The organism is Eubacterium sp. LMAG:50 (assembly GCF_008680265.1).
Taxonomy (GTDB): domain Bacteria; phylum Bacillota; class Clostridia; order Lachnospirales; family Lachnospiraceae; genus Eubacterium_U; species Eubacterium_U album.
Genome location: NZ_NALP01000006.1, coordinates 137,186 through 149,098 on the forward strand (window position 1 = coordinate 137,186; position 11,913 = coordinate 149,098).

An 11,913-nucleotide genomic window follows, 5' to 3' on the forward strand; every position below is an offset into this window, starting at 1 on the left:
TTAAAAAACAATCTAATTTCCGAAGACGAGGCAAAAAAACTATTAACATTCTGTAATAACCCAAGCATTTCTTATGTAATTAACTACGTATCATATCTTTGCCTCGATTCTTATTTTAAAAATTCAATAGTTATAATGTTTATTTTTTTGCCGCCTATAATTACAGGTATAATTAATTCTCATTTATTTTTTAGCAAACAACAAGTCAGCATATGTAATACTGACAATAATTCATCCATTTCAGTGCTAAACAACACGGTATCATCTTTAATTAAAATTGGAATGTACATAATCATATTCACAACTATAAATGCATGGCTTTCTATTTTTATAAGTAACGATAATATACCATTAAATATTATTACTTCGTTTATGGAAATAATATCCGGTTCAAAATATGTAAGTCAATTATCGCTTTCAACTATACACAAATTATTTACCTTATGTCTTTTTTCTATTACAGGTGGAATATGCATTTTTATTCAATCCATATCTTTTCTTCCTAGTAAATCATACATAAAATATTATATTATCGGAAAAATTGAATCACTTTTAATATTTTGTATATTGTTTTATATATATTTCAATTACAAAACCATTTTTAATTTCATAATAAGTTTACTATAAATCAATTTAAGCACTTTATTTTTAACAGATAGTATTTATTTAACAATGTAATTTATAGATTCAAATAAATTTTTATATTAATCATAAAAATCTTAGTTTTCTCTCTTCCTTGTCTTAAAGAATTTTTACTTATTAAAAAGCAGGCAAATTATCGCTTTGATAGCGAAAACATTGCCTGTTTTTTTACATTTTTATTATATTATTTATCTAAATCAACTGTATAATCATCAACGTCATCTGCAACTTCAGGAGCCTGTGGTTCAGGTTCTTCACCACTTAATTCTCTTCTGCTTTCAACAACAACATCTAATGAACCATTTAATGCATTCATCATTGTATCCTGAATATTCTGGAAATTATTCATGCCTGTTGTAAGAATTCCCTGAACATTATTTAAGATATCATCTGTGTACTGCATTGCATTCATTCTTACAGAATTAGCTTCATTTGTAGCAGAATCCAACATTTCCTGTGCCTGTTTCTGAGCACTTTCAATTATTGAATTAGCTTCTTTATATGCCTGTTGCATAATTTCATGCTCGCTAACTAACTGATTAATATGTGCTGTTGCTTCAGCAACCATATTTTCAGCTCTTTCTTTAGCGTCATTTAAAATAGCATCTTTATTTGCAATTATCTTCTGATATTTTTTAATTTCATCAGGTGTTCTAAGTCTTAATTCAGCTAACATTTCATCTATTTCATCTTTGTTAACCATAATTACTGATGAAGACAATGGCTTAAATTTACATCCATCAATATATTCTTCAATTTCTGTAATGATTTGTTCAATCTTGCTCATCTTATCTATCTCCTTTATTTTTCATTAATTTATTCTTTACTTCTATTACGACATTTGGTGGAACAAATTTACTAATATCTGCTCCGAAATATGCAGCTTCCTTAACTGTACTCGAGCTAAGATACGCATACTCCAAACTTGTTGTAAAAAATATTGTATCTACTTCATTATTTAAAACACTGTTCGTCTGCGACATCTGAAGTTCATATTCAAAATCTGTAACCGCACGTAAGCCTCTTACGATTAGTTGTGCATCAACTTTTTTTGCGAAGTCAACCAACAGACCCTCAAATGACATAACCTTAACATTTGGCAAGTCCGATACAGCATCATTTAACATTTTAACACGATTTTCTACAGAAAACAACGGCGTTTTTGATTTATTATTCAATACTCCGACAATTAACTCGTCTACTATTTTAGATGCTCTTTTAATTACGTCTAAATGTCCATATGTAACAGGATCAAAACTTCCCGGATAAATTGCTCTTACCATACTATTCACCACACAATTGTATAAAAACATGTTTATTTGTTTTATACACCTTTTCTTTAATTATTTTATAACCCATGTCTTCTAAATAATCAAACTCTGTTTCATTAGAAGCTTCTACAATAATAATGCTTTCATTCGAAATTAAGTTGGACTCTTTAAGATAATTCAATACATCTTTTTCAAACAAATGATTATATGGTGGATCCATAAATACAATATCAAAATGTTCACCGACATTATCTAATTGTTTTATAGCACTTTCTACTGTTGTAAACATAACCTTCGAAACATCTTCAAGTTTTGTATATTTTAAATTATACATTATACAATCGTATGCCCGCCTGTTATTTTCTACCAAAACACATTTTTTTGCTCCTCTGCTTGCAGCTTCAATTCCAATTCCACCACTTCCACTAAACAAGTCTAAGAAATAACATCCTGGAACGCAATTATTTATTACATTAAACATCGTTTCTTTTGTTCTATCCTGTGTTGGTCTTGTATTCATTCCTTCAATTGTTTTCAATTGCAATCTTCTTGCTTTTCCCGCAATTACTCTCATATCATCTCCAAAGCCAAAATCTTATATCTTTCTTAAACCTCTATTATAATAATACCGTTCATAGCTTTTTGCAAATAAATTTTTCTTTTTATTTTGTTAAGCATTTGTTACATATTTACTACAACTGAGTAAGAAAGAAAAAAGAGTAGGAAAACCTACCCTTTTTTCTTATATATTATTTATAAATTATTCTTCAACTGTATCTTCTGCTTCATCAGCTACAACTTCATCATCATCTGGAAGTAAAGCCTTAATGCTTAAGCTGATTTTCTTGTTTTCTTCATCAAAGTCAACAATCTTAGCTTCGATTTCTTCACCAATCTTTAAAACATCAGATGGTTTTTCAACATGCTGCTTAGCAATCTGAGATACATGAAGAAGTGCATCTACCCCTGGTTCAAGTTCAACGAATGCACCAAAGTCTGTCATTCTTGCAACTTTACCTGTAACAATTGCTCCTACTGCATATTTTTCTTCAGCATTAGCCCATGGATTTGTGTTTTCAAATTTAAGACTTAATGCAATCTTATCGCCATTAATTTCTTTAATGAATGTTGTAACCTTATCGCCTACTTTGAAAAGCTTTCTTGGATTACCAACACGTCCCCATGACATTTCAGAGATATGTAATAAGCCGTCAGCTCCACCTATATCAACAAATGCACCAAAATCAGTTACATTCTTTACAACACCTTCAACAGTCATTCCAACTTCAATCTTAGCGAATAAAGCATCTTTTGCTGCTTTCTTTTCAGCTACGATAAGCTGTTTTCTGTCACCAATAATTCTTCTCTTCTTAGGATTGAACTCGATAATAACAAATTCAATTTCCTGTCCTTCATATTTTGTTAAATCTCTTTCAAAAGTATCAGATACTAAGCTTGCAGGAATGAATACTCTTGATTCTTCAACAGCAACATTTAAACCACCGCTTAAAACCTGAACTACAGGAGCCTTAAGAACTTCCTTATTTTCAAAAGCTTCTTCTAATTTCTTGTTTACTTTTTCAGCTGCAAGTCTCTTATAAGTAACTGCAACCTGACCTTCACCATCATTAACCTTAAGTACTTTAACTGTCATTACATCACCTACAGAAATTACAGTTGTTAAGTCTGTTGGGTTATTTGAATACTCGTTACGTGTAAGAATTCCATCTGACTTGTATCCGATATTGAGAACTGCTTCGTCCTCTTTAACGCTGATAACAGTACCTTCAACGATCTCTCCTGTATGAATTGTTTTTAATGATTCTTCCAACATTTGTTCAAAACTCATTTCTGACATATAGTATGAACCTCCTCTATTATATTGTTTGGGGTGGAAGCCCCCGCTGTAATACCTATAGACTCTATTGTTTTTAATTCACACAAGTCCAGATCTTCTACAGTCTGTATATAATAAGTGTTTTTGCACTCATTTTTGCATATTTCATATAGTTTCTGTGTGTTCGAGCTGTGCTTTCCGCCAATAACAATCATGGCATCAACACTTGAAGAGACCTTTCTGGCCTCAACTTGTCTTAAGTGAGTCGCATTACATATTGTATTCACAACATTTATATAATAACCTTTTTTTTCTATAATTTCAACTAAATATTGAAATTTATTGTAATTAAATGTCGTCTGACTAACTATACATATTTCTTTATCTAGTGGAATATTTAATTTATTTATGTCTTCTTCAGAATTAACTACATAACTTTTTCCATTAACCCATCCTTTTATGCCTTCTACCTCAGGATGTATATCATTTCCAACAATAACTATAATTTTGCCATTTGAGCTTTCTTTCTCAACAATTTTATGAATTTTTTTAACAAATGGACATGTAACATCTATAATATTCATTCCCATTTCTTCTATTTTCGTATATACATCTTTAGATACTCCATGTGAACGTATAATTACTGTCCCAATTTCTTTTTTTGACAGTTCTTCTAATGAATTCACAACTTTTATACCTTTTTGTTCCAAGTCCTCAACAACCTGTTCATTATGGATAATCGGGCCATAAGTATATATAGGTTTATCACTCTTACTTGCTTCTTCATATGCTCTGTTTACAGCTCTTTCTACTCCAAAGCAAAATCCTGCATTTTTAGCAACAGTTACTTTCATTGCTACCTCTCATTTTTTAATTTAATAATTTCTTTCACTACTTCATCAATTGACATGTTTGAAGAGTCTACCAAAACAGCATCCTCAGCCTGAGTAAGTGGGGAAATTTCTCTATGCATATCTCTATAGTCTCTATCAATTATATCTTTTTCTACTGTATCAATATCACAATTTACACCTTTTTCAACAAGTTCTTTGCATCGTCTTTCTGCTCTTGTTCTTGAACTTGCAGTAAGATAAATTTTTAAATCTGCATTCGGTAAAACTGCCGTTCCAATATCTCTTCCATCCATAACAACATCATTTTTTGCAGCAAGCTCTCTCTGCATTTCAACCATGTTTTCTCTTACTTTTTCATATACTGCTATAGCAGATGTCATATTGCCAATCTCTTCGCGTCTTATTTCTAAACTAACATCTTCTCCATTCAAATATACTTTCTGTGTTCCGTTATCATATCCTAATGTAACTTCAATATCATCAAGTTTTGCAATTACTTTTTCAGATTCATCTGCTTTAATTCCTGCTCTAAAACATGCCAAAGCTATTGTTCTATACATTGCCCCTGTATCAACATAAATAAAACCTAATTCCTTAGCAACTATTTTTGCTATTGTGCTTTTTCCAGCTCCTGCTGGTCCATCAATTGCTATATTGTACATCTTTCTTCACCCGGCTTTAAGCCGCCTTTCTTTTCTTTATTTCAAATGGCAAATACCATATTATATTCACGTTACCAATCACATATGCTATTTCCGGCTAAATATCCTGTAGACCACGCAATTTGCAAATTGTATCCGCCTGTCATTGCATCTAAGTCTAAAACTTCACCAACAAAATATATTCCCGGTTCTTTTTTTGACTCCATTGTTTTTGGATTAATTTCATTGACGGATATACCGCCTTTTGTAATTATAGCCTCATTATAATCTCTAAGACCATTTACATGAAGAGTCATCTCTTTTATTGCATTAACCAGTCTTTCTCTTTCTTCCTTTGTAATTTCATGTACTTTTTTGTACGGATCGATATTTGCATTATCAATAATAATCGGAATCAATTTTTTAGGCAACAGTTTATCTAATGAATTATTCAAATTTCTATTAATGTTCTCTTTAAAATCTTTTAATATTCTTTTGTCTAATGTGTCGTTATCTAGCGCCGGTTTCAAATCAATTACGATTTCACAATTTTGAGGATTTATTTTATCTGCTATGTAGCAACTCGCACTTAAAATAAGTGGTCCACTTACTCCAAAATGAGTAAATAACATTTCTCCCTGATCCGAGAAATACATTTTATCATTATTATATACTGAAACTTTAACATTTTTCAAAGCTAATCCCTGCAATTCCCTACAATAACCCTCAGTTATATTAAACGGAACTAATGACGGATGCGTTTCTATAATAGTATGTCCAAATTTTTTTGCAAATTTATATCCATCTCCGGTACTTCCTGTTGTCTTATATGATAAGCCACCGGTAGCAATTATACATTTATCTGCAATTTCATATTTTTTATTATTTAATTCAATTTTAATTTTATTGTCATTTTTTTCGACAGATTTAACTTCAGTGTTTAATCTTATCTTTACACCTGCATCTTTCATTAACTTGTTCAATGCGTATATAATATCTGACGATTTATCGCTTTCAGGAAAAACCCTGTTTCCCCTTTCTATTTTAAGTTTTATTCCGGCACTTTCAATCAAATTCATTACTGCTTCACTATCAAAAGTACTGTATGCACTATATAAAAATTTCGAATTATTTATAATATTTTTAAAATGATTCTCTATGTCTGATGCATTTGTTACATTACATCTTCCTTTTCCGGTTATAAAGATTTTTTTGCCTAATTTTTCATTTTTTTCAAATAACGTTACATCATTTCCGTTATATGCAGCAGCAATAGCAGCCATCATTCCGGCAGCGCCACCACCAATTATCATTACTTTACTCATAAGTCTCCTTAACTTATAAAGAGAGGCAGAATAACTGCCTCTCTTCTGCACAAATTATATTTATACCGGATATGCTCCGTTTTCTTTGTCTGCTACAGATGGATCAACCTTTGTCTGCTGAGCTTCTCTGTATTCAAAGAATTCTTTTGCAACCTGTGGGAATAAAGCGTATGTTAATACGTCTTCATCCTGCTGTTTCCACTGAGCACATTCTTTTTCGAACTTATCAAGTGAAGGCTCAAGTAAATCAGCCGGTCTGCATGTAATTGGTTCTTCATCACCAATTGCCTTTTTCTGTACTTCTTTATCAAATGGTTTTACAGTCTGACCATATTTACCTGCAAGAAGATCTTTTGCCTGCTGGTTAATCATCTTGTATCTTTCTCCCATAACGACATTAAGAACAGCCTGTGTACCTACAATCTGGCTAGATGGTGTAACAAGAGGTGGTTCACCAAAGTTTTTACGTACTCTAGGAACTTCTTCAAGCACCTGATCAAATTTATCTGAAGCACCCATTTCATCCAACTGTGAAACTAAGTTAGATAACATACCACCAGGTACCTGATAAATTAATGTGTTAATATTAACACCCATTACCTTTGGATTTAATAATCCGTTTGCAAGGCACTCTTCTCTATATGGCTTAAAGTAATCAGCAACTTCTTTTAATAATTTCTGATCTAATCCTGTGTCATATTCTGTACCCTTAAATGTTTCAACCATAACTTCTGTAGCAGGCTGAGCTGTTCCCATTGAGAATGGTGAAATAGCTGTATCGATGATATCACATCCTGCTTCTACAGCCTTTAAGTATGTCATTGAAGCTACACCTGATGTGTAATGTGTATGAAGGTCGATAGGAATATCTGTTCCTTCTCTTAATGCCTGAACTAATTCTGTTGCCTTATAAGGTGTAAGAAGTCCGGCCATATCCTTAATACATAATGAGTTTGCACCCATATCTTCAATTCTTTTAGCTGTTTCTTTCCAGTAGTCAAGAGTATAAGCATCTCCTAATGTATAAGAAAGAGCTATCTGTGCATGACCTTTTTCTTTATTTGCAGCTTTAACTGCAGTTTCAAGGTTTCTAAGATCATTTAAGCAATCGAATATTCTAATTATATCAATACCGTTTGCAATAGATTTCTGAACAAAATATTCAACTACATCATCTGAGTAATGACTGTATCCTAAAATATTCTGTCCTCTGAATAACATCTGTAATTTAGTGTTTTTAAATCCATCTCTTAACTTTCTAAGTCTTTCCCATGGATCTTCTTTTAAGAATCTAAGTGATGCGTCAAATGTAGCACCGCCCCAACACTCAACTGAATAATATCCAACCTTATCCATTGTATCAATGATAGGAAGCATCTCTTCTGTTGGCATTCTTGTTGCGATTAATGACTGATGAGCATCACGTAATATTGTTTCCGTAATTTTTACCGGTCTTTTTTCTGCCATTATTTTATCCTCCATAAATATTAAATACCAAATATTGCCATAAATGTACCTGCAGCTACTGCAGTACCAATAACGCCTGCAACATTAGGTCCCATAGCATGCATTAACAGGAAGTTTGTAGGATCCGCATCAGCGCCGACTTTCTGAGAAACTCTGGCTGCCATAGGAACGGCTGAAACTCCGGCTGAACCAATTAACGGATTAACTTTTCCATGTGTTGCAACGCACATTAATTTACCAAATAATACACCTGCAGCTGTACCAACAGCAAACGCAACTAATCCTAATATTACAATCTTAATTGTACTCATATTTAAGAATGCTTCTGCACTTGTTGTGGCACCAACACTAGTACCAAGTAAAATAACTACAATATACATTAACGCATTTGATGCTGTTTCCTGTAACTGTTTTACTACACCTGATTCTCTAAATAAGTTTCCTAACATTAACATACCTACTAAAGGTGCTGTTGTTGGTAAAATCATTACTACTACTATAGTAACAACGATTGGGAATAATATTTTTTCAAGTTTAGAAACAGGACGTAACTGTTCCATTTTGACTTTACGTTCCTTTTCAGTTGTTAAAGCCTTCATAATAGGTGGCTGAATAATTGGAACTAACGCCATATAGGAATAAGCCGCTACAGCGATTGGTCCCATAAGTGCTGTCTGCCCAAGTTTACCTGCTAGGAAAATTGATGTAGGTCCGTCAGCTCCACCGATAATAGAAATAGCTGCGGCTGCCTTTCCACCAAATCCCATAAATATTGCTAAGAAATATGCTGAATAAATACCAAACTGTGCTGCCGCTCCTAAAAGGAAGCTCTTTGGATTTGCAATTAACGGACCAAAGTCTGTCATCGCACCTACTCCAAGGAAAATAAGCGATGGCAAAATACTCCATTCATCCAAAATATAGAAGTAATAAAGTAATCCACCGGTTCCGTTTGCTGAATCCTCAGGATGAAGCATGATATCAGGGTACATATTTACTAAAAGCATACCAAAAGCAATAGGAACCAATAATAATGGTTCATATCCTTTTTTAATTGCTAAATAAAGGAAAACACAAGCTACCAAAATCATTATGTAGTTTCCTGGTGTCAAACTCATAAATGCTGTCTGGTTAAGCAAATTTTCCAATGTATCTAAAACATTCATATGTTACCTCCAAGTCTGACTAAAAGGCCATTAGTTTAATGATGCGATAACTGCACCTGCTTCAAAGCTGTCTCCAACTGCAACGCTAATGCTTGCAACTGTACCATCTTCCGGAGCTACAACTGTATTTTCCATCTTCATTGCTTCGAATACCAATACTGTATCACCTTTTTTAACAGCCTGACCTACATTTGCACTGATAGATAAAACTTTACCAGGCATAGGTGCTGTAATCTTAACTGAACCTTCTGCTCCACTTGCTGCTGGTGCTGCTGCAGGTGCAGGAGCTGCCTTAGCTGCAGGAGCTGCTTTTCTAACTGGAGCTGCACTTGGTGTGCTTCCAGTTTCTTCAACTGTTACATCATATACATTTCCATTAACTGTAATTGTATAATTCTTCATTTTATTTCCTCCTAAATAATTCATAAGTATCTAGCGTTTTCTTATAGAACGAACTACAAATCCGTCTGTTGTTGTGTTTTCGCTCGCTGCAATTGCCGCTGCAATTACTGCAATAAGTTCCGCATCATCAGATACCGGTTGTTCTACAACAGGAACTGAAGCCTTTGACTCTGTTGCTGTTTCTTTATTTTCTTCTGATTTCTTATTTTTACCAAAAGAATCAATGATTGACGGAATAAATTTAAATAATGAAATAATTGCTGAAATGAAAATTAAAACAACAAATACTGTTCCCATTCCCATTACTGTATTTAAAGCTGCCTGTTCCATTTTTTCACCCATTGAATAAATAGGGTCAAAAGACAAGCTTGTCATAATATATCCATTATCGCTTTCTTCAAATGTAGAAGTAATATTCACTTTTCTATCTTCAAACTGTATCACTTCAGTTACGGCTAATTCGCCATTCTGTTCATTTATAGCAAAATCAGAAACTGAATCTGTAGCCTTACCACATTCGTCTGCTAATTTATTCCAAGATTCTACAGCTGACTTATACATTCCTTCTTCTTTTTTGAATGTAGCAGTTTCGTCATCAACAGGTTCTTCCTCTCCCTTAGAGATATCGGCAACCTGAGTTTCTAAATAAGCACGTACATCCTGTGCATTGTAAGAAGCCTTATCATCACCTTTTCCACAACCTGCAAAACATACCATCAGACAAGAAACGATACAAAACAATTTTATTATTTTTTTCATGTTTCTCTCCTTATATTATACTGTGCCGTGTTTTTTACCTGGACGATTCTCATATTTTGTATAGAGCATTTCAAATGCGCCAATAACATATTTTCTTGTATCAACAGGTTCGATTATGCTGTCAACATATCCTCTGGCAGCTGCCGACATTACATTAGACTGTAATTCGTTATATTCTTTAGTCTTTTCATTGATAATTACAGATGCATCATCTGCCTTTTCAATTTCGTCAGCATACATAATCTGTACTGCACTCTTAGCATCCATCATTCCAACTTTAGCTGTTGGCCATGCATAAACAACATCTGCTCCAATTGCCTTGCTGTTCATTGCAACATATGCGCTTCCCATTGCATTTCCAATTAAAATATTTACTTTAGGAACTGTTGCATTAGCAAATGCGTATACAAGTTTAGCAGTTGCTTTAGCACCATGTTTTTCCTGACACATTGTTGCCTTAAATCCATCAACATTTGTTAATGTTAAAATTGCAATTCCGAATGCATCGCAAAATTCAACAAATTCTGCAGCCTTCTTACATCCACCAACTGTTAATTTAGCTTCGTATTCAGCAGCAACATTCATATCATCATCATATACTTTTGTTCTATTTGCAACTACACCTACTGTTGCTCCGTTTACTTTAATAAATGCTGTAAGCATTTCAGGAGCATATGCTTTTTTAACTTCGAATACATAACCATTATCAGAAATATTTGAAATTGCAATTAATGTATCTTCAACGCAATTTTCCATTCCTTCACATGCTCTGTTTAAATCGTCTTCACATTCTTCTTCATAATCAGCCTTTTCATTATTTGATGGAAGTATAGAAACTAAGTCTCTGATTCCTTCAAATATTTCTGATTCTGTACCTACAAAATCAACTGTACCGCTTTCGCTCTGGAATTTAGCAGAAGCACTATCACATACTTCTTTACGGTTTTCATTAATTGCGTTAGGTGAGTTAACAAATAATTCTGCCTTTTCACCTTCCATAAATGTGAAATCTCCCATTGAAGAAACAACGCTTAATCCACCACCACAGCTACCAAATACTGCTGTAATCATTGGAATAACGCCTGAAGCCATTGCCTGCTTTAAGTAAATTTCTCCAAATGCATTTAATCCATCAACAGCTTCCTGAAGTCTTAAACCTGTGCTGTCCACAAGTCCAATTACAGGCGCACCTGTCTTCATAGCCATATTATAAAGATTAACTATTTTCTTTGCATGCATTTCTCCAACTGATCCACCAATAACTGATGCATCCTGGCTATAAATGTACACAAGTTTACCGTTGACAATACCATATCCGGTTATTACACCATCAGATGGAGTATCGTTGGTTTTGATGTTGAAATCTGTACTTCTAGCCTTAACTAAAGCTCCAATTTCAACAAAACTGTTATCATCAAGAATAGATTCAATTCTCTGTCTTGCTGATACTTTTGCTGTTGTACTCATAATCAGTCCTCCATTTTATTATAATTTACACACAGTAATCTGTGTGTTACAACCAAATTTCTGCCTTATATAGATTATACTG

Annotated in this window: 12 protein-coding genes; all 12 read right to left on the bottom strand. The window is 33.3% G+C overall.

Translation table 11 applies throughout. From position 1 onward, the window contains the following. Positions 1-826: 826 nt before the first annotated feature. Positions 827-1,429: a hypothetical protein gene (locus CCC31_RS03430; protein ID WP_022088378.1), complete on the bottom strand. Its 603-nt coding sequence runs from the start codon at positions 1,427-1,429 to the stop codon at positions 827-829. 1 nt (position 1,430) lies between these two features. After that, positions 1,431-1,925 carry a pantetheine-phosphate adenylyltransferase gene (coaD, locus tag CCC31_RS03435; RefSeq protein WP_117909476.1) on the bottom strand — a complete coding sequence of 165 codons (495 nt, stop codon included), beginning with the start codon at positions 1,923-1,925 and terminating at the stop codon, positions 1,431-1,433. Position 1,926: 1 nt separating this feature from the next. Beyond that, positions 1,927-2,487 (bottom strand): 16S rRNA (guanine(966)-N(2))-methyltransferase RsmD, encoded by a 561-nt coding sequence (gene rsmD / locus CCC31_RS03440; RefSeq protein WP_117909478.1) that lies wholly within the window; start codon positions 2,485-2,487, stop codon positions 1,927-1,929. 186 nt (positions 2,488-2,673) lie between these two features. Beyond that, positions 2,674-3,771 (bottom strand): 30S ribosomal protein S1, encoded by a 1,098-nt coding sequence (gene rpsA, locus CCC31_RS03445; protein WP_117909480.1) that lies wholly within the window; start codon positions 3,769-3,771, stop codon positions 2,674-2,676. Further along, complete coding sequence (gene ispH / locus CCC31_RS03450; protein WP_117909482.1) at positions 3,759-4,604, bottom strand: 4-hydroxy-3-methylbut-2-enyl diphosphate reductase; 846 nt, start codon at positions 4,602-4,604, stop codon at positions 3,759-3,761. Before ispH ends, rpsA begins: the two co-directional genes overlap by 13 nt. A 2-nt stretch (positions 4,605-4,606) precedes the next feature. After that, positions 4,607-5,266 (bottom strand): (d)CMP kinase, encoded by a 660-nt coding sequence (gene cmk / locus CCC31_RS03455; RefSeq protein ID WP_117909484.1) that lies wholly within the window; start codon positions 5,264-5,266, stop codon positions 4,607-4,609. A gap of 71 nt (positions 5,267-5,337) precedes the next feature. Next, positions 5,338-6,570 carry an NAD(P)/FAD-dependent oxidoreductase gene (locus tag CCC31_RS03460; protein WP_117909486.1) on the bottom strand — a complete coding sequence of 411 codons (1,233 nt, stop codon included), beginning with the start codon at positions 6,568-6,570 and terminating at the stop codon, positions 5,338-5,340. A 60-nt stretch (positions 6,571-6,630) separates the two neighbouring features. Then, positions 6,631-8,037, bottom strand: coding sequence for an oxaloacetate decarboxylase subunit alpha (locus tag CCC31_RS03465; protein WP_290849701.1), 1,407 nt, complete (start codon positions 8,035-8,037; stop codon positions 6,631-6,633). A 20-nt stretch (positions 8,038-8,057) separates the two neighbouring features. Beyond that, entirely contained in the window at positions 8,058-9,203 is a 1,146-nt protein-coding gene (locus CCC31_RS03470; RefSeq protein ID WP_022088370.1) for a sodium ion-translocating decarboxylase subunit beta, read from the bottom strand. A gap of 30 nt (positions 9,204-9,233) precedes the next feature. Next, entirely contained in the window at positions 9,234-9,605 is a 372-nt protein-coding gene (locus CCC31_RS03475) for a biotin/lipoyl-containing protein (RefSeq protein WP_290849703.1), read from the bottom strand. Positions 9,606-9,635: 30 nt separating this feature from the next. Then, positions 9,636-10,364: an OadG family protein gene (locus CCC31_RS03480; RefSeq protein ID WP_290849705.1), complete on the bottom strand. Its 729-nt coding sequence runs from the start codon at positions 10,362-10,364 to the stop codon at positions 9,636-9,638. Between the two features lie 15 nt (positions 10,365-10,379). Further along, positions 10,380-11,831, bottom strand: coding sequence for a carboxyl transferase domain-containing protein (locus CCC31_RS03485; protein ID WP_117909488.1), 1,452 nt, complete (start codon positions 11,829-11,831; stop codon positions 10,380-10,382). Positions 11,832-11,913: the final 82 nt, after the last annotated feature.

What these genes read in the sequence shown, in the direction of transcription:
- CCC31_RS03475 (WP_290849703.1), bottom strand. Translation starts at nt 9,605, where the DNA reads ATGAAGAATTATACAATTACAGTTAATGGAAATGTATATGATGTAACA.
- CCC31_RS03465 (WP_290849701.1), bottom strand. Translation starts at nt 8,037, where the DNA reads ATGGCAGAAAAAAGACCGGTAAAAATTACGGAAACAATATTACGTGAT.
- rpsA (WP_117909480.1), bottom strand. Translation starts at nt 3,771, where the DNA reads ATGTCAGAAATGAGTTTTGAACAAATGTTGGAAGAATCATTAAAAACA.
- coaD (WP_117909476.1), bottom strand. Translation starts at nt 1,925, where the DNA reads ATGGTAAGAGCAATTTATCCGGGAAGTTTTGATCCTGTTACATATGGA.
- ispH (WP_117909482.1), bottom strand. Translation starts at nt 4,604, where the DNA reads ATGAAAGTAACTGTTGCTAAAAATGCAGGATTTTGCTTTGGAGTAGAA.
- CCC31_RS03485 (WP_117909488.1), bottom strand. Translation starts at nt 11,831, where the DNA reads ATGAGTACAACAGCAAAAGTATCAGCAAGACAGAGAATTGAATCTATT.
- rsmD (WP_117909478.1), bottom strand. Translation starts at nt 2,487, where the DNA reads ATGAGAGTAATTGCGGGAAAAGCAAGAAGATTGCAATTGAAAACAATT.
- CCC31_RS03430 (WP_022088378.1), bottom strand. Translation starts at nt 1,429, where the DNA reads ATGAGCAAGATTGAACAAATCATTACAGAAATTGAAGAATATATTGAT.
- CCC31_RS03480 (WP_290849705.1), bottom strand. Translation starts at nt 10,364, where the DNA reads ATGAAAAAAATAATAAAATTGTTTTGTATCGTTTCTTGTCTGATGGTA.
- CCC31_RS03460 (WP_117909486.1), bottom strand. Translation starts at nt 6,570, where the DNA reads ATGAGTAAAGTAATGATAATTGGTGGTGGCGCTGCCGGAATGATGGCT.
- cmk (WP_117909484.1), bottom strand. Translation starts at nt 5,266, where the DNA reads ATGTACAATATAGCAATTGATGGACCAGCAGGAGCTGGAAAAAGCACA.
- CCC31_RS03470 (WP_022088370.1), bottom strand. Translation starts at nt 9,203, where the DNA reads ATGAATGTTTTAGATACATTGGAAAATTTGCTTAACCAGACAGCATTT.